Origin of the sequence: Falsiporphyromonas endometrii (assembly GCF_042654485.1) — a bacterium.
Lineage (GTDB): Bacteria > Bacteroidota > Bacteroidia > Bacteroidales > Porphyromonadaceae > Porphyromonas > Porphyromonas endometrii.
Window position 1 is genome coordinate 1 of record NZ_JBHSGO010000186.1, and the last position, 18,045, is coordinate 18,045.

Sequence of the window (18,045 nt, forward strand, 5' to 3'; positions counted from 1 at the left end):
TCTGTTTTAGGAGTTCCTGTGAGTCCAATGGTAGCTCCCATCCAAAAATTGGCTGCTTAAACTCAAGAAATGAGAGGTTGCTAAAAAATTAGAGGCTGAATCATTACGAATAATGACACAGCCCCAAAGTGTGTATGGGGTCAGAGTTCCCTAACACGGGAATGAAGGAAATTTAGTATAAGTAAGAGGTGCTTGAGCCCCTTTTTGAGTGTAATAAGGTGTAATATTATTTAACAAATAAAGATTTCTTTCTGCATGCTTCACAGCACCCAAAGAAAAATGATAGAGATGTTTGATTTTGATGTCTGCCGTTATGGTAATTTGTTCGGAGACAAAGGACCATATTTTTATCCTTTGGAGGAACAATCCGCCAAGTAAGATAGCAATCAAAAGTATGGTAAGTAATATGATTAACTTCATGGTCATAGTCTTTTCTTGACCCTCAAGATACTAAATAATATGTATTCTTGCAATGTAACTTAAAGACCAATGTGACTTATTAAACCCTTCTCTTTTGTTCTTTATAGAGCTAAAAAAGATTTAGCGAGCCATTTTTTTTGTTACGTTTGCGTATAAATATAACCATAATGGAGATAGAAAATTTGTACAAAGAATTGTCTTGCAGGATAGATTTACTTAGCAAAAGCATAGTTGATTCTTTTGAGTCTAAGAAACTTGATAGAGGTGAATTGTTGCGCCTTCAGGAGCAGTTGCTTGATTTAGGCCATGATATATCTTTGCGTTTATGCAGTTCTTTGTCTTCTTTATCAAAAGATGGTACGCAAGATTTCGGTTGTAGCGAAGAGAATATGGAGACATCTTCCAATGATAATGATATTACAGATGAAGAGAGATTGTTTAATACTTTGGATGAGCTGTCTTATTCGGATAAATCGGAATATGTGATTGATCAAGGCGAGGAAGATAATGATACGTCTGGAGCAACCTCCCGTGGGTATAAAATCGTAGATCATACTCATAGAGATCTCTCACACAGCACAATCAATCATCAAGAGCAATCTGATAGTGATGATTTGTCTTTGGCAGAGCCGGTATCGAAAGAGGTAAATCAGGCAAATTTGCAACCATTTGTTTTGCGTAAACTTCTTCCTATTGTTGATTATTATGCTGTCTTGAAGATGTGTTTTCACAATCGAGAAGATTTGGTGTCTGATTTTGAAGATCAGGTTGGTTGCTGTGAAACCCTGCTTGATGCTGAGAAATATATTATGGATATCTTTGAGTTGGAAGAGGAAGATGAGACGATGAAGATATTTCTGAAGGCTTTGCAAAAATACTATATGTGACTTATGGCTAAACTAACTATTGTGCCGACCCCGATTGGCAATTTGGAAGATATGACTTTTAGAGCTGTGAGGGCGCTTCAAGAGGCTGATATAATCTTGGCGGAAGATACCCGGACAAGTTCAGTGCTTTTGAAGAGGTATGATATCCATAAGCCGATGTTAAGTCACCATAAGTTTAATGAACATAAGACGACAGAATCAATAATTCAGCGTATCTTAGCGGGCGAAGAGGTGGCTCTGATATCGGATGCAGGTACACCCGGTATAAGTGATCCTGGATTTATGCTCACCAGAGCGGCATCTGAAGCGGGTATTGAGGTTGATTGTCTTCCCGGTGCTTGTGCCTTGATCCCTGCCTTGGTCGATTCGGGATTGCCTATGGATCGGTTCGTCTTTGAAGGCTTTTTGCCTGTCAAAAAAGGACGTCAGACTCGCTTGAAGTTACTCAGTGAAGAGGAGCGTACAATTGTCATATACGAATCGCCCTATCGGGTTTTGAAAACATTGGAGCAACTATCCGAGCATTGTGGCCCGGATCGCCCTGTGGCTGCTTGTCGAGAGATTAGCAAACTTCATCAAGAGATTGTAAGAGGTTCATTGGACGAGGTTGCACAACATTTTAGAGATAATGCACCAAGAGGTGAGTTTGTCATCGTCTTGGGTGGAAAGAAATAAACAAGTAGAAAATTCAAATTTACTAAGCTATGAACAAAAAGTTTTTTGTAGGTCTCGCTATTGCAGCACTTATGCTTACCTCGTGTGGTAAAAACAGCAGTGCATGCAAAGATCTTCAAGCTCAATATGACAGTATTGCAGCTGTTAATGAAGGCCATGAACGAGAAATTAGCCAAATGGACTCTTTAATAAGCTCAGTGTTGCTCAATTTTCAAGAGATCAACCGCATGGAGGGCATGATTAATGTAAGCCCCACGAGTGGAGAAATGCGCAAATCGCAGAAGGAGCGTATTGAAGACAATATGAAGCTCATTAATGAGAAGATGCAGGCTAACAGGCAGGCTATTGAAGAATTGAATGCTAAGTTGGCTAAGTATGGTCAGCAAAACAAGGGTCTTAAAAAAACAATCGAATCACTAAAGAGACAATTTAACGAAAAGTCTGCAGAGGTACAGCGCCTTCAAGATGAATTGGTTAGAAAGAATCTTTATATCGGTATGCAAGATTCGATTATCAATAAGCAAAATTCTGATTTGAATGATCGTGAGACAGAGATAGCATCTCAAAAAGCAGAGCTTGCAGAGCAAGACAAGCAAATCCATACTGTACGCTATTGCATCGGTACAAATGCCGACCTCAAAGAGATGGGTGTCCTCGTAAAGGGCCGTTTGAATATTGGTTCTTCAGCTAATATGAACTACTTTACCACAGGTGATCTTCGAAAGATTTCTCAAATTCCTCTTCATTCTAAAAAGGCTGATATTTTGACCAGTCATCCTTCTGAAAGCTATGAGCTAATCAAGAATGCGGACAAGATGCTTACTTTGGTGATTAAGAATGCAGACAAGTTCTGGTCAAATTCTAAGGTATTGGTAGTTAAGGTAAAATAAGTCATAATGATTAAGAACATCTTTGTAGATTTGGACGATACCCTTTGGGATACTTTCAACAACAACAAAGAATGTCTTAATGAAGTCTATGCCGACCTCGGATGGGGTCGGCATTTTGCTTCTTTTGAGACGTTCTTTGAAAAGTATTACTGTATCAATGATCGTCTTTGGGGTGAATATCGCAAGGGGTTGATCAATAAGAACGAACTAACACTTACTCGTTTTAGAGAGCCTTTGGAAGGAGTGATTTCTCTTACTGATGAGGAGATCCTGATGATCAATGATCGCTTTTTGGCCAGTTCTGCCAGTAAGACCGGTGTTGTCGAAGGAGCTCTTGAGGTGTTGGAATATCTCCACAATCGTTATAAAATTGTGGTTGTAAGTAATGGTTTTAGAGAAGTTCAAGATGCTAAGTTGAGAAATAGTGGTCTTGCTCCTTTTGTCGATTTTATGGTGCTTTCGGAGGATGTCGGTATCAATAAGCCTCACAAGATGATTTTTGATCGGGCTCTCTCCACCTGTCGTGGTCGTCGTGCCGAGACTGTAATGATCGGAGACAGCTGGGATGCTGATATTGTTGGTGCCCATAATGCCAAGATTCCATCTGTATGGTTCAATCCTTATAAATTGAATATGCCGGAAGATGGTACAACACGACCGGTACGTCAAATTGCTAAATTAAGAGACTGTCTGGAGTTTTTATAACAAATTCTATTGTAATCACAGTCTTATCCAACAACTTTGAATAATTGATTTGTATTGGTCGAGATGATTGATACAGTTGGTAGAATTGGTAGCTCTCAAGGCTGCTACTGCTTTTTATTATAAATGAAAACGATTATGTCTGTTCGTGTCAAAAGAATTGTTGAGTCTCTTTTGATACTTTTCTTTGCGTGCTTTGTCAATTCCTCTTTTCTCCTTTATGCACGTCCAATAAATAGCTTTGAAGCAAAGACTATTGCTTGCCGTTTCTTTGAAAGCCGAAGTACTCTTAGAGGCGAAGTCAATAATCTTGTACTTGTAAAGGCTCCTGTTTTGTCACATTCTTTGCGAAGTGATGATATTCAGAATAAAGAATGTGTACACTTGTACTACATCTTCAATAGAGGTAATTTGCCGGGCTTTGTTATTGTATCGGGTGATGATCGACTTCCTGAGGTCTTGGGGTATGGTCTTTCCGAAAGTTATTCGGAGGATGATATGCCATGCAATTTGAAGGAATATCTTCAGCTGTTTGATGCCTATGTTGCCCGAATGATTATGGGTGAAGAGTCGATCCCGTTGAGAAAATCTTCATGTGATCGATCTCAGTCCCCTCTTCTAAAAAATATTGCTTGGAATCAAGGCTATCCATGGAATAGTGAGACTCCGATGATAGAAGGCAGACATTGTCCTGTCGGCTGTGTCGCTACTGCTACAGCTCAGATTATGAGGTATTACAAATGGCCCGAAAAAGGAGAAGGGAGTCATTCTTATAAGTGGAGGGATCAGAGATTGTCGGTGAATTATGATGTTCCTTATGATTGGGATTCGATGCCGGAGCGATTTGATCATGTCCGTCAGGCAAAACCCAATGAGATAAAAGCCTTGGGTACTTTGTGTGCTCATGTTGGTATGGCTGAGGATATGCTATACACATTGAGCGGGAGTGGTGCGTATGATGTCCATGTAATAAGAGCTTTGAGAGATCATTTTCATTACGATAAAGGCATATATCTCTATCACAGAAATCTTACCACTCAACAGGAATGGGAGAGTAGAATTAGAGCCGAACTGGATAAGAAAAGACCTGTTTTATATTCAGGATATGGTACCAATGGAGGTCATGCTTTCGTGTGTGATGGCTATGATGAGAGAGGTCTTTTTCATATCAATTGGGGGTGGGGAGGTCTTTCGGATGGATATTTCCCCCTCAATGCCCTTAATCCTCCCGAGTTGGGTACGGGGGGAGGTATGGGAGGCTTCAACTATGGACAGAGCATCGTTCTAAATTTTGTGCCTGATTATGATTTTTCCTCTCAGATGAAACCTACTGAAGTGGAGTGTTGGGGACTCACACAAACGACTTCAGGTGGTCAAGTGCAGTGTCGTTTGAGAGTGAGCATGCAACAGGTAAGACATTTGGATTCAGAGATTCGTTTGGTGGTTGAGAATGCTTCGGATCCGACTGATCGGTATGTAACACCAACACAAGCCAAATCTTTTGTTGCGCCAACCTCTTATGATGTGGATATGTATTATATTCTTCAAGAAAAAGGTGCCAAGCTACAACTTTCCAAACCCAATGAGAAGTATATAGTCTATGCCGAATCAAAGGCTGAAGATGGTGCATTTCATCGTCTTCAGAAGGTGTATGGATGCAATGATCATCTCATCTTACATAGTGATGCTTCGTGTAATATCAGATATTTTGAGAAACCTCCCATCAGCTTGACTTATTTGGATATTAAAGATGAAGCTCAAGCAAGTCTTGTGAGTTTTGAAAAGAGCAAGGTTGAGTGTTCTATCCATAATATGGCCAACCTGGAGGCTCTCACGGATGTCTTGCTTTATTTCTACAAGGCCGGTACGAAGCAATTGCTCTTTAGTACCAATTATAGATGCGTCTTCCCTGCTGTCACTGTAAAAGAGTTTTCTTTTGATATCGATAGGTTGGGGCTATATGCCGACCAATCTGTTGATATTGTTATTGCCATACCAAAATACAAGATGATTAAAACGCTGCTTTCTAATGTACTTGTATCTGATCCTGATAAACATAGAGATGGCTATTTGGTCGAGATAGATACTACTATGCTGGAGGAAGAAGCTTATCCTATCGAGTTATCTTCACCTTGCATTGCCGGATTTAGCTTAAGGAATCTTAATATTCATAACCATCAGAAACGATTGAATGTCGTGATGTCTCTTGCCGTTCCCCGAGAAGGTGAAATGGATGCTCATCTTATCCCGATAGATACATGTCACATTGACACTATATGGAATGGGCAAATGACTCCATTGCGATTTGATGTTGGACCGGAACTGATTGATTCGATTTCGGATCTTACTGTGAAGTATGGGAAAGCTTATGTAGAGTGTGCGATCTATGATTCGATCTATCATAGAATCTATGATTTGATTCCGCTGAGGCAGCGAGTATTCTTACGGGATAAGCAAACGGTTTTCAATCAAGTCAAGATAGAAGACACAGAAGGAGGTAAGATTTTCATGGCAAATTGGCCGGAAGGGTTGCCCATTCCTCAAGGACGTCGTATTTATATCGGTTGCTATCCTGATTTTGGCTATGAGTTGGATAAGGTTTATCTCAATGATCAGGAACTATCACATAATAGCTCCATTATCGTTAATCAGGATTGTAGCTTGAGGGCTGAATTTAAAAAACGAAAGGCCAAGGTCAGATTGATTAAGGAGGGGGAAGGTGAGCTCTTTGTCAAAGGTTATGATTATAAGTCGGAGGTGGATTTGCCAATAGGAAGTCATGTGATAATTTTGGCTCGAGCAAAGGATTCTCGAAGATATAAGTTGTCATCATTAACAGCGAATGGAGCAGATATATTGGGTAAACAAGAGTTTATCCTTATCAAAGATACCAATGTAAAAGCTATCTTTGAAGAGATAACCTCATCTTCTTGTATTGAGAATAGTCTTATCAAAATAAGTAGTACAGAGGATGGCTCGATTAGCATTAGAGATGCCCATCCTAAGACCTTAGTCATATTGTATGATTTGAGAGGATATATAGTAGGCAAGTACCTTACTGATGATTGTGGCAACCTTCAAATCAAAGGGCTGAGATTAGATTCGGTCATTCTCAAAATAGGAGACGAAAGATATAAACTTGGTGGGGTAAACTTCTAAACACTCGATAATATTAGTTTTGGGGAGAATCTATCCTTTACCTTGATGTCTTATCAAAAGAGGTCAATTGGGTTTATATATAGTAAGATATGCTGACAACATTAAGAGGAATAACACTGCATTCAATTGCGTATAATGATCGAAACGATATTGTTTACCTATACACAAGACAGAGGGGATTGGTAGGAGCATTGGTGGCAAAATCAAAATCTAAGCGCTCAAAGCGAAACAATCTCCTCTCTTCGCCTCCACTTGAAGTCGAATTGATTGGTGATGTCAACAAGAAGAATTCTTTGGTTAGGATTTCTCAGTTTTCGATTGTTAACGCATACAACAGCATTCGTCTTGACCCAATCAAGGCAACAATCATGATGTTCTTATCTGAGCTATTGTACCGAATATTACGAGAGCCCGAACCCGATAATCAGATGTATGATTTTATCTGTCAGTCATTTCAATTTTTGGATGAGACGGAAGATTCATCGGCAAACTTCCATTTATGTTTTCTCTATTATCTTCTGATGCATCTGGGGTTCTCACCGGACTTTGATTGTTCGGATAATCGTCAATTCTTTGATATGACAGAGAGTTGCTTTACCAATGTGATGCCTAACGGACCATATATATCGCCCCGTGAGGCCACTTTCTTGCCCACGTTTCAGCGAATAAACTATCATAATATGCATCTGTATCGTTTTACAAGGCAAGAGAGACAGATAGCACTTAAATACCTTATTACCTATTATAGATTGCACTTACCTCCATTCGGAGAACTAAAAACCTTGGAGGTGCTCAAAGAAATGTTTGGTTAAATCTTGCCCATACTTAAGAGCTTAGCTATTGTTAGATTACCCCTAACCATCTCCAAAAGTAAAAATCTTGTAGATCGGTCAGCATATGCAGAGTAAGTCCGATACCCACTATTCGCAACCACTCCGGTAAGTGAAGCTTTTTGTATGGAACAAAGCACATAATAAGATAGATGCCACAGCACAGATAACTGTGTAGAAGATGTCTGCCAACGCTGCATCTATTGGGATCAAAGATGGGGGTGGATAGCAAATGATCCAAGTCTACAAGCATGGTTGACAGTAATATGAGGTATGCTTTGACTCTTTGTCCCTTCGGAAAACATAATGCTATCAGTGCAGGTGCCAGCAAATGCAGCGAATAGTGAACTATAATCCGTAGTATTTCCATTTCTCCTTCACAAAGGTATTATGCTTGTTGATAATTTTGAAACAATAAAGGGAGTTGCAATCTAAACTGCAACTCCCTTTATCTTCGTAGCGAGACCCGGGATTGAACCGGGGACCTCATGATTATGAATCATGCGCTCTAACCAGCTGAGCTATCTCGCCATAACCAATAAATTTTAATGCTTTCTCTAATGCAATCTTCGAGATGTAGCGAGACCCGGGATTGAACCGGGGACCTCATGATTATGAATCATGCGCTCTAACCAGCTGAGCTATCTCGCCAAATCTTTTGTATCGCCCTTGCAATAACGGTTGCAAAGGTAAGATAATATTTTGTTTTTACAATAGGTTAAGAGAAAATTCTTAGTTGGTCCTTTTAGAACAACTCTTGCTCTATCTTATAACTATTTCTATCTGAGGATTGTCTACTGAGAAGCTCTCCTATAAATCCGGCAAGGAAAAGCTGTGTCCCAATAATCATTGCCGTCAAAGCAATGAAAAAGTAGGGCCTGTCAGTAACCAGTGGAGCCGGTACTCCTTCGTGCAAGCACACAAATTTGTTGATTAGAATGATTGCAAGCGCTATAAAACCGATTAGGAAGACCAATGATCCCAATAGTCCGAAGAAGTGCATAGGCTTTCTTCCAAATTTAGAGGTAAACCATAATGTCATCAGATCAAGGTAACCATTGAAAAACCTACTCAGACCAAACTTGCTCTTGCCATATTTTCGTGCTTGGTGTTGTACTACCTTTTCACCTATCTTGGTAAAGCCGGCTTCCTTGGCAAGGTAGGGGATATAGCGATGCATATCATTGTAGACTTCTATGTTTTTGACAACATCCTTTTTATAGGCCTTGAGTCCACAGTTGAAATCATGAAGGTTGTGAATGCCCGATATTTTCCTTGCTGAAGCATTGAAGAGTTTGGAGGGAAGATTTTTGGTCAGTTTTGGGTCGTAGCGTTTTTTCTTCCAACCGCTGACTAAGTCATATCCATCTTCTTGGATCATTCGATAGAGCTCCGGTATCTCGTCCGGACTATCTTGAAGGTCGGCATCCATCGTGATCACTACATCGCCTTGAGCTTTGGCAAAGCCACAATGAAGACCGGGACTTTTGCCATAGTTCTTCCTAAACTTTATGGCTTTGATGTGTTCATTAGATTCCCTCAAGGACTCGATAACCTTCCAAGAATTGTCGGTACTTCCATCATCAACAAAGATAATTTCATAACTAAACTGATGCTCATCCATCACCTTTTTGATCCAGGAAGTAAGCTCCGGAAGGGATTCTTCTTCATTATATAATGGGATGACTACTGATATATCGGGCATGGTTATTGCTGATTAGTATTGTTTGAGATAGGTGCATTCCTTTTGAGCAAGATTGCCACGGGAAGCGAAAAGACAATTCCCCAGATAGTGTTGTTTGAGATATCTCCCAAAGCTCTTTTGATAGGCGAGATTTCATTCATAGAAGTTTCAATGGCTCTAAGTAAAGTCTTGTCGAAACCAACGGATCTCATCTGATCAAGTATCTGAGGTAGATTTGCGGGGAGTATGTAAGAATAAAAGATAAAGTGAGGAATTGTTACAAGAATCGATGCGAAAAAATATAGCAGGATGCCAAAAAGCCACCCATGCGAAAAGCTAAATCGTTCTGAAGACAAGCTATCCCTATATTTTTTCGTTAAAGAATAGGCCATAAAGGGCACATAAATAGTAAGCCCCATATAAATGAGCCCCATAAATAAAGGCATCCTAAAGATACCAAAGACACATAGGTATTTGATAATCCAAAAAAGTCCAAATACAAGACCACTTTTTGCGGCGTGATGATATAAGCCGGATCGGTCTTCTAATAAATTAGGTTGTTGCATAAATGATATTTATTGTACAGCCGGCAAAGTTAAATAGAATGAGTCGTTATTAGAAATCTTTGCCTCATTTTAGATGCTCAAAACAATTATAGATGATAGTAATTTGGAATTGCTGTATCTTCTTCTTTTGGAATATAACGAAGGCTGTGTCCGGGCTTTAGGTTAGCCGGACACAGCCTTTTACAGTCTCCAGGACTTTGTTTAGTCCTTGATTAATCTCTATTACGACATGCGATATTTGAGTTTATCTACCTGTCGAAACAATTTTTCTTTTGTTATCACTTCACAAGCAGCTTAAATACTTTATTATCAATAACCACAATGTATGCTCCTGAATTTAATCTGAAGCTATCGTGGGTATTGGCTATACCTTGCTTAATCTTTTTGCCTCCGATAGTAAAGATTTGGTATGAAGTACTTGTTGTCGTCTCAATATATACTTCATTCTCGATTGCATATACTTTGGTTGTATTCATTACTGCAGAAGTGCTTTCAGTATTGATAAGTTTTGCGAAGACGGTGAGCTTTCCTTCTTTGCAGTTGGTGTCGTTTAGGTTGATCTTAAAAGACATTTTCTCATCAAGATTGATTCCCTTTTGATTATTGACGGTAACTGTATCGACTTTGACATTATCTTTCAAGTCAAGCACAAACAGAAGCTCTGTTCCTTCTTCAAGACTGCTTTCGTTAGCTACTTCATTTTTGTTGCCGGATGTAATATCGAAGATTGAGAATGAACCAAGTTCTTTATCACTTGTAGTAGCTATGATTTGATATTTCTTTTTGGGTGCAATCATAAACTCAACCTTTACATCTTTAGGATCTTCACCCATTGTTAGGTTAATTGTTTGGTCTGTATTGAGAGAGCCGTCTTCAAGGGTAAGATCTTTGCCATCGACAATCCATCTCTTTATAATAAACTTATCGTTGGGTGTTGCTGTAAGCAGAATACTTTTGCCACTTTCGATTCCGGATCCACTTTTGATTGACTTATCATCGATTTGAGCGGTAAGACTACCATTCTTGTCGCCTTCTACAGCGAAAGTTATGATGGCATTCATCTTGGCAATTACGTTTATAGCCTTATCAAGGCGATCAATGACCAATCTAAATCCTTTTGATTGGTCTCCTTCTGATACTTGCTTGTCACTTCCAATATAAAATCCATCGAAGGCATAACCATCATTTACATTGATATTAAATTCAACACTCATTCCCTCTTCAAGTTCTGAAGATAGGCCTTCTACCTTGACGAAGTTGTTATTCTTGTTAGCTGCTTGTGCAATCCAAAGCTCTTTTGCTCCCTTCATAGGTGTGGCAGTCAGGCTGACTGCGAAATGCTTGATTGGGACAGCTTCAAATTCGACCTCGACTTTGAGACTCTTTTGTGGATTCTTGACAGTGAAAGAGTTTTCTCTTCCTTGTTGGATCTCTCCATTGAGATACCATGCTTTGATAAGATACCCCTCGTTGGAAGTAGCATGGAAAGTTACTTTTGTGACATCTCCGACGTTGAAAGAATCTCCTGAATTGATATCGGATGTAAATTCGTCTGTATCTCCCCATTCGTCATCCTCTTCTTCAGTTTTTTGAGCAGTGATCTTTCCGCCTTCGCCTCGTACACCAAATTCAATGATGTGACCGAAGCGAAGCATGATTTTTAACCCCTCCTTAGGAACGGCAATCTCCATGGGTAGCTGCTCGAAAAATGAAGGTGATTGGTATGGCTTGGCAAAAGAACCTTTGACGAACTTCATGCCATCTTGGCCTTCTCCGTTGATAATAATAGTGTGTCCAACGACAACATTGCAGGCATTGCCGGCAATCTCGATTTCTTTTTGAGTCTCTTTGTCGGTGACAGTGATCTTCCCGGCATTGTAAAGGCTAAATCCAACCTTGACTGATTCTTCCTTCGCATCGGAGACTTTGTCAGAGTCAACTTGTTCATTTGTTACTTCAAGTGCGGTCCTTTTGACCTCCTGTGCATAGCTGTTTGTTACTCCTCCAAGTATGGTAAAGAGTGACAGCCACAGGGTTAATTGTAGTAGTCTTTTCATAATTTAATAAATAACATTTCATTTTGCCGCAATTCTTTTGACGGCTTCAATTTTCACAAATTGGAGCGCAAAGGTAGTGATTACATATGTTTCATTCAATTTTGTTGCCTATTCAGAGAGAATAACGAGTTTAGAATTAGAAACAAAAACAAATAGGATTATAGAGGGGGCTTCTTGCTGTCAGATCATTTGTTATTATCCAAAATAATCAAATGACAGCTTAATTAATGTTATGAATATATAGTGTATTGCAGTATAGATTTCATAGATGAATTATCTATGCCTAAATGTCTAATTTAGCATTGAAAGATAGCGTAAGAAGTATCCTTTGAATATACTATTATCTTGGTATAGAGATTGTTATTAATAATGATGACCTTTGTGTCGGTAAGTTAGAAAATAGAAAATATGAAACTGCATATATTTGATTGGTTGGATAGTAAAGAGCGTAAGAGAGAGCAGAATGAAGATGCGCTGAAAGTGATACACGCTATTGAAAAAAAGCACATTCCATTTTCGTTGTCTTGTTTTGCCTCTAATTGTAATTTAAGTATTCGCAAGGCGGATAAAATTGTCAAGCGTTTGATAAGTTTAGGATACTTTTCTGACAATGAGAAGAAACTTACCGGAGAAGGAAGGGCCTATGCTCTTAAAATCATCCGTCGTCATCGACTTTATGAGAAGTATCTATCTGAGCATTCTGGCTTTAAGCCAACTGAATGGCATGAAGAGGCATGTAGGAAGGAACATCATATTTCTGACTATGAGCAAGATAAACTATCTGCAAAACTGGGACATCCCCTTTTTGATCCACATGGAGACCCAATCCCGGATGATAAGGGGGCGGTTGCAGAGGTCCATGCACATACGATTGATTCTTTTGAGGCAGGAGATGTGGTCAGAGTTGTTCAGGTAGAAGATCAGCCGATCGAACTCTTCAATACTTTGCAGGAGATAGGTCTTTTGCCTGGTTCTGCTTTCAAAATTGAGGAGATGCAGGGAAATGAGATTAGAATTATTTTTGAGGGAGAACTTCATTCCTTAAGCCTTGATGCTGCCAACAATCTTAAACTTCAGCTTTGTACAGATTGCACAGAGATAGAGGAAATGGGAGAGCTTCATAAACTAACTACCCTGAAACAGGGCGAAGAGGCTACTATAGCGGGAATAAGCAGCGCTTGTAAAGGGGTGGCGAGAAGGCGACTTCTTGATCTTGGTTTTGTCAAGGGGAGTCGTATCTCTATTGATTTGACAAGTCCTATGGGTAATCCGATTGCCTATGTCGTAAGAGGTACAGCTATCGCTTTGAGGAAGGATCAATCTCGTTATATCTTGATTAGGAGGTAGTATATGAATACGAATGACAATAAATCTTGTAAGGGATGTTCGGCAAATTGTTCGGCTGCTTCCTTAAAGCGGCTTGGGTCAGAAATAAAAGGCTTTGACTATACAATAGCTCTTGCCGGTAATCCAAACACCGGGAAGAGTACCATTTTTAATGCATTGACAGGACTTAAACAGCATACCGGTAATTGGCCCGGTAAGACTGTTGAACGAGCCGAAGGGGCTTTTGGCTATAATCAAAAGTCTTTTAAGATTGTGGATTTGCCCGGGACTTATTCTCTATTGTCAACCTCTGAAGATGAAGAGATTGCTCGAGACTTCATTTTGTTTGGACAGCCGGATGTCACATTAATTGTCGCCGATGCTACAAGGATAGAGCGTAATATGAATCTCATTTTGCAGATTTTGGAGATAACGGACAAAGCTGTTCTTTGTGCCAATCTAATGGATGAGGCTAAGCGAAATGGAATAGATTTGGATGTAAATGGTCTGTCAAGAAGATTAGGAATCCCGGTTGTTGGAGCTTCGGCTCGAAGTGGCAAGGGTATGGATGACTTGTTGAAGACTTTGCTGGATGTTGCTTCTGGAGAAATCGTTTGTCGTCCTAACCGCATCAATAGCATCAAGCCTACTGTGGACCTTAAACTACAGCAACTGATTGCTTTGATTGCAAAGTTTCATCCCGAACGTCCCAACAAGAGATGGCTTGCTCTCAGACTTTTGGAGGAAGACAAAGAGGTAGGGGAGATGATATTCAGAGACCTGCCTGAATCAGATATCAATGAGTTAAAATCACTTATCACTCGTTTGAAACTTGAATTGGGAGATGATTTGCATGATCAACTTACAGAAGCTCTTTATGCAGAAGCCGGGAAAATATGCAGTGAGGTGGTTGTTCAGAAGAATAAACGAGGACGAACACCTTTGGATATAAAGATTGACCGCATCGTCACATCCAAGATATGGGGATTTCCCATCATGCTCGTAATGTTGGCTATCGTTTTATGGATTACTATTGTTGGTTCAAACTATCCCTCTGAGTGGTTGAGTGATTCGCTTGTTGGATACCTTCATCCTCGTCTTAAGACATGGCTCGACTTTTTGCCCAAGTGGCTCAATGGCTTCCTCGTTGATGGGATCTATCTGACGACAGCTTGGGTCGTGAGTGTGATGCTTCCTCCCATGGCGATATTCTTCCCCCTATTTACCTTGTTGGAAGATTTTGGATTTCTTCCTCGGGTAGCTTTCAATTTGGATGAACTCTTTAGGCGTGCCGGAGCGCATGGTAAGCAAGCCCTTACCATGACAATGGGGTTTGGATGCAATGCTGCTGCGGTTATCAATACTCGCATTATCGATAGCCCGAGGGAGCGAATGATAGCTATTCTGACCAACAACTTTTCTCTTTGCAATGGTCGTTGGCCGACACAGATCTTATTAGCTACAATCTTTTTAGCGCCGCTTGCTCCTGCATATATGTCCGGTTTTGTAGGGGTAGGAGCTGTTGTGGCGATTGCATTGTTGGGAATTGCATTTATGTTTTTCTTCTCTTGGGTCCTTTCCAGGACTATGCTCAGAGGACAAGTCTCCTCATTCAATCTGGAGCTTCCCCCTTATCGTCCTCCACAGTTTTGGCAAACCATATATAAGTCTGTAGTGGATCGTACACTTGTGGTTTTGTGGCGAGCTGTGGTTTTTGCTGCACCGGCCGGTGCTCTTATCTGGCTTAGTTGTAATATCAATATTGGTTCGATGAGCATAGCTGCCCATTTGATTGATATTCTCGAAGGACCGGGATGGTTGATGGGACTCAATGGAGTTATTCTATTGGCCTACATTTTAGCAATACCTGCCAATGAAATTGTTATACCTACCATCTTGATGCTTACGGTTATGACTACAGGAATTGCTGGAGGAGCCGGTGATGGGGTAATGTTTGATGCAAATAGTCCTGCTGAAGCCGCTGAACTTTTCCGAGCAGGTGGATGGACTCTTCTGACCGGCATCAATCTTATGCTTTTCTGTCTGTTGCACAATCCATGCAGTACCACTTTGTACAATATATATAAGGAGACTAAGAGCGTTAAGTGGACTGCTGTATCGGCATTACTTCCCCTATTGACCGGGGTAGTTGTGACTATCATTGTAGCAGCTATATATAGGTTATTCTGATCTTTTTCCAATAAGTATTAATCAATAGAGTTGTGAATAGCTTTCTGTTTTATACTCTGGTCAGCGCATCCGCACCTCCGCTTCAGCGCATTTGACGTATAACTTCGTTGTGAATAGCTTTCAATTTCGTACTTTAGTCTGTGCATTCGCACCTGATGGTTGAGATGGAACAACAAGGGTTGAGTTGTGAATAGCTTTCAATTTCGTACTTTAGTCTGTGCATTCGCACCAAATACCCTTGGGCCATGTTAAGTGGGGTTGTTGTGAATAGCTTTCAATTTCGTACTTTAGTCTGTGCATTCGCACCCAAAGGGATTTCCAAGCTAAGAAGCGAGAGGTTGTGAATAGCTTTCAATTTCGTACTTTAGTCTGTGCATTCGCACCTTGGCAGCACAATGATGGAATTACCATTTCGTTGTGAATAGCTTTCAATTTCGTACTTTAGTCTGTGCATTCGCACCAGTTTATAAAAATGATAAATGTAGAATAGGTTGTGAATAGCTTTCAATTTCGTACTTTAGTCTGTGCATTCGCACCAAAGAGGTATACAATTAAATAAACCATCTTGTTGTGAATAGCTTTCAATTTCGTACTTTAGTCTGTGCATTCGCACCTTTTATCCTGCTCCCGATCCTGGCAGAACAGTTGTGAATAGCTTTCAATTTCGTACTTTAGTCTGTGCATTCGCACCTCAAGGGCAAAGCAATGCCAAGCCGATAGAGTTGTGAATAGCTTTCAATTTCGTACTTTAGTCTGTGCATTCGCACCTGTATCCATCAAAGGAGTTTTTGCCAAAGGGTTGTGAATAGCTTTCAATTTCGTACTTTAGTCTGTGCATTCGCACCAGTGCTTCAAGGTGAATGCCGAAGAGCTGAGTTGTGAATAGCTTTCAATTTCGTACTTTAGTCTGTGCATTCGCACCCGCACAAGGATAATAAGATCAGCCAAAAACGTTGTGAATAGCTTTCAATTTCGTACTTTAGTCTGTGCATTCGCACCAACAACTTCAAGCTGCACAAGCGACTATCAGTTGTGAATAGCTTTCAATTTCGTACTTTAGTCTGTGCATTCGCACCCAGGGCAACAAAGGGAACGCCTGCAAATAAGTTGTGAATAGCTTTCAATTTCGTACTTTAGTCTGTGCATTCGCACCGTTCGATCTGAACAACTATAAAGACTCCAAGTTGTGAATAGCTTTCAATTTCGTACTTTAGTCTGTGCATTCGCACCGTGCCATGCGACAAGGAGGTGAGCTACTTAGTTGTGAATAGCTTTCAATTTCGTACTTTAGTCTGTGCATTCGCACCGTATATCGTCGGAAGTAGGAAATAAACGGAGTTGTGAATAGCTTTCAATTTCGTACTTTAGTCTGTGCATTCGCACCATCTCTTATCTCTGTGTCGGTTATTTTCTTGTTGTGAATAGCTTTCAATTTCGTACTTTAGTCTGTGCATTCGCACCGAGTTAGCCGCCACATAACTCTCAGCGGTGGTTGTGAATAGCTTTCAATTTCGTACTTTAGTCTGTGCATTCGCACCGATTATCTAAATACACCTCTACCATATAACGTTGTGAATAGCTTTCAATTTCGTACTTTAGTCTGTGCATTCGCACCAGGATGTGTTTTTTGTCGATGATGATATAGGTTGTGAATAGCTTTCAATTTCGTACTTTAGTCTGTGCATTCGCACCCTTTTCACTTGATCAAGGGTGCAACTTTGCGTTGTGAATAGCTTTCAATTTCGTACTTTAGTCTGTGCATTCGCACCACATGATTTATGATTAAACAAATGGCAGTAGTTGTGAATAGCTTTCAATTTCGTACTTTAGTCTGTGCATTCGCACCTATCGGACCTTGAAGAGCTTTGCGAACTTGGTTGTGAATAGCTTTCAATTTCGTACTTTAGTCTGTGCATTCGCACCTACGAACCACCGACAGAACACACAGCGGTAGTTGTGAATAGCTTTCAATTTCGTACTTTAGTCTGTGCATTCGCACCTGAAATGCACAGAAACTAAAGTATATCAGTTAGTTATCATTTGATTTTAGTATTAAAAAACACTCCTTATTTTCTATCAATTTGGATTGTCTTGTAGCTTTTACAGATTGTAGTTTAAGTTCAAAATATCATTGATTTACCTTTATCTAATCACATGAACCTCTATTTAACCTCAAAATAACTTTATAAATGGCATCTCTTTTGATTCAAAAAGGACAAGATGCACGTTTGATGATAGTGAAGTGAACTAACTCATGTAGTCGAACGAATCAGAATACCTATAAACAATAAAGTAGATCTATTTTGTGCAATAGTTTCAAATCCCTTTGTTGCGATATAATTGTATCAAAATATGTGCTTTGAATCATAAATTAATCTTGTATTCTTTCACAGAAATTGCAGTTAATTAGATAAATAATGTTAAATATCTAAAGGCTATTTTTAGTCCTAAAGCAATGCTTTTTGGACTCCAAAAGAGGCTTATTCTCTACAAAACCCAAAAGCAATAGGACGAAACCGTCCTATTTGAATGTTAGATACTGTCCCGAAAAAGTGTGTAAGACTCAAGACTGTTATCTTTGAAAAAAACAAAATAAAACGATAAACCGTATGAATCTTACACGAGTACAAATTAAAGAAATTATTTCGAATTGTCTGTC

Annotated in this window: 13 protein-coding genes, 2 tRNA genes and 1 CRISPR repeat array; of the genes, 8 read left to right on the forward strand and 7 right to left on the reverse strand. The window is 39.8% G+C overall.

Features of this window, described 5'->3' with window-relative positions; all coding sequences use genetic code 11:
• Positions 1–150: 150 nt before the first annotated feature.
• Positions 151–420 carry a hypothetical protein gene (locus tag ACFO3G_RS06445; RefSeq protein ID WP_380079111.1) on the reverse strand — a complete coding sequence of 90 codons (270 nt, stop codon included), beginning with the start codon at positions 418–420 and terminating at the stop codon, positions 151–153.
• A 167-nt stretch (positions 421–587) separates the two neighbouring features.
• Here ACFO3G_RS06445 and ACFO3G_RS06450 point away from each other — a divergent pair, with 167 nt between their 5' ends.
• The 6 genes from ACFO3G_RS06450 (at position 588) to recO (ending at position 7,545) form a co-directional block, all read left to right on the forward strand.
• A complete protein-coding gene (locus ACFO3G_RS06450; protein WP_380079113.1) occupies positions 588–1,307 on the forward strand; it encodes a hypothetical protein in 720 nt (239 codons plus the stop codon).
• 3 nt (positions 1,308–1,310) lie between these two features.
• Positions 1,311–1,982: a 16S rRNA (cytidine(1402)-2'-O)-methyltransferase gene (gene rsmI, locus ACFO3G_RS06455; RefSeq protein ID WP_380079115.1), complete on the forward strand. Its 672-nt coding sequence runs from the start codon at positions 1,311–1,313 to the stop codon at positions 1,980–1,982.
• A 29-nt stretch (positions 1,983–2,011) separates the two neighbouring features.
• A complete protein-coding gene (locus ACFO3G_RS06460) occupies positions 2,012–2,872 on the forward strand; it encodes a Cbp1 family collagen-binding glycoprotein adhesin (protein WP_380079117.1) in 861 nt (286 codons plus the stop codon).
• Between the two features lie 6 nt (positions 2,873–2,878).
• The gene (locus tag ACFO3G_RS06465) at positions 2,879–3,577 is read left to right on the forward strand and encodes a YjjG family noncanonical pyrimidine nucleotidase (protein WP_380079119.1); all 699 of its coding nucleotides are present in this window, start codon (positions 2,879–2,881) and stop codon (positions 3,575–3,577) included.
• Positions 3,578–3,700: 123 nt separating this feature from the next.
• Positions 3,701–6,733 carry a C10 family peptidase gene (locus tag ACFO3G_RS06470; protein WP_380079121.1) on the forward strand — a complete coding sequence of 1,011 codons (3,033 nt, stop codon included), beginning with the start codon at positions 3,701–3,703 and terminating at the stop codon, positions 6,731–6,733.
• Between the two features lie 89 nt (positions 6,734–6,822).
• Positions 6,823–7,545 (forward strand): DNA repair protein RecO, encoded by a 723-nt coding sequence (recO, locus tag ACFO3G_RS06475; RefSeq protein WP_380079123.1) that lies wholly within the window; start codon positions 6,823–6,825, stop codon positions 7,543–7,545.
• A 31-nt stretch (positions 7,546–7,576) separates the two neighbouring features.
• Here the strand turns inward: recO and ACFO3G_RS06480 are convergent, their stop codons facing one another.
• From ACFO3G_RS06480 to ACFO3G_RS06505, 6 genes are all read right to left on the reverse strand, one after another.
• Positions 7,577–7,933: a DUF6122 family protein gene (locus ACFO3G_RS06480; protein ID WP_380079125.1), complete on the reverse strand. Its 357-nt coding sequence runs from the start codon at positions 7,931–7,933 to the stop codon at positions 7,577–7,579.
• A gap of 87 nt (positions 7,934–8,020) precedes the next feature.
• Positions 8,021–8,094, reverse strand: a tRNA-Met gene (locus tag ACFO3G_RS06485).
• 46 nt (positions 8,095–8,140) lie between these two features.
• Positions 8,141–8,214 (reverse strand) — tRNA-Met (locus ACFO3G_RS06490).
• 94 nt (positions 8,215–8,308) lie between these two features.
• The gene (locus ACFO3G_RS06495; protein WP_380079127.1) at positions 8,309–9,268 is read right to left on the reverse strand and encodes a glycosyltransferase; all 960 of its coding nucleotides are present in this window, start codon (positions 9,266–9,268) and stop codon (positions 8,309–8,311) included.
• A 2-nt stretch (positions 9,269–9,270) separates the two neighbouring features.
• Complete coding sequence (locus ACFO3G_RS06500) at positions 9,271–9,813, reverse strand: DUF4199 domain-containing protein (protein ID WP_380079129.1); 543 nt, start codon at positions 9,811–9,813, stop codon at positions 9,271–9,273.
• Between the two features lie 278 nt (positions 9,814–10,091).
• Positions 10,092–11,870: an InlB B-repeat-containing protein gene (locus tag ACFO3G_RS06505; RefSeq protein ID WP_380079131.1), complete on the reverse strand. Its 1,779-nt coding sequence runs from the start codon at positions 11,868–11,870 to the stop codon at positions 10,092–10,094.
• A gap of 408 nt (positions 11,871–12,278) precedes the next feature.
• On the opposite strand from ACFO3G_RS06505, the gene ACFO3G_RS06510 reads away from it, so the two are divergent.
• Positions 12,279–13,217: a metal-dependent transcriptional regulator gene (locus ACFO3G_RS06510; RefSeq protein WP_380079133.1), complete on the forward strand. Its 939-nt coding sequence runs from the start codon at positions 12,279–12,281 to the stop codon at positions 13,215–13,217.
• 3 nt (positions 13,218–13,220) lie between these two features.
• A complete protein-coding gene (feoB, locus tag ACFO3G_RS06515; protein ID WP_380079135.1) occupies positions 13,221–15,386 on the forward strand; it encodes a ferrous iron transport protein B in 2,166 nt (721 codons plus the stop codon).
• A 29-nt stretch (positions 15,387–15,415) separates the two neighbouring features.
• Positions 15,416–17,386: direct repeats of the CRISPR family, unit length 47 nt; unit sequence GTTGTGAATAGCTTTCAATTTCGTACTTTAGTCTGTGCATTCGCACC.
• Positions 17,387–18,045: the final 659 nt, after the last annotated feature.

Coding starts and splice junctions, on each gene's coding strand:
- ACFO3G_RS06445 (WP_380079111.1), bottom strand. CDS start 420: ATGAAGTTAATCATATTACTTACCATACTTTTGATTGCTATCTTACTT.
- ACFO3G_RS06450 (WP_380079113.1), top strand. CDS start 588: ATGGAGATAGAAAATTTGTACAAAGAATTGTCTTGCAGGATAGATTTA.
- rsmI (WP_380079115.1), top strand. CDS start 1,311: ATGGCTAAACTAACTATTGTGCCGACCCCGATTGGCAATTTGGAAGAT.
- ACFO3G_RS06460 (WP_380079117.1), top strand. CDS start 2,012: ATGAACAAAAAGTTTTTTGTAGGTCTCGCTATTGCAGCACTTATGCTT.
- ACFO3G_RS06465 (WP_380079119.1), top strand. CDS start 2,879: ATGATTAAGAACATCTTTGTAGATTTGGACGATACCCTTTGGGATACT.
- ACFO3G_RS06470 (WP_380079121.1), top strand. CDS start 3,701: ATGAAAACGATTATGTCTGTTCGTGTCAAAAGAATTGTTGAGTCTCTT.
- recO (WP_380079123.1), top strand. CDS start 6,823: ATGCTGACAACATTAAGAGGAATAACACTGCATTCAATTGCGTATAAT.
- ACFO3G_RS06480 (WP_380079125.1), bottom strand. CDS start 7,933: ATGGAAATACTACGGATTATAGTTCACTATTCGCTGCATTTGCTGGCA.
- ACFO3G_RS06495 (WP_380079127.1), bottom strand. CDS start 9,268: ATGCCCGATATATCAGTAGTCATCCCATTATATAATGAAGAAGAATCC.
- ACFO3G_RS06500 (WP_380079129.1), bottom strand. CDS start 9,813: ATGCAACAACCTAATTTATTAGAAGACCGATCCGGCTTATATCATCAC.
- ACFO3G_RS06505 (WP_380079131.1), bottom strand. CDS start 11,870: ATGAAAAGACTACTACAATTAACCCTGTGGCTGTCACTCTTTACCATA.
- ACFO3G_RS06510 (WP_380079133.1), top strand. CDS start 12,279: ATGAAACTGCATATATTTGATTGGTTGGATAGTAAAGAGCGTAAGAGA.
- feoB (WP_380079135.1), top strand. CDS start 13,221: ATGAATACGAATGACAATAAATCTTGTAAGGGATGTTCGGCAAATTGT.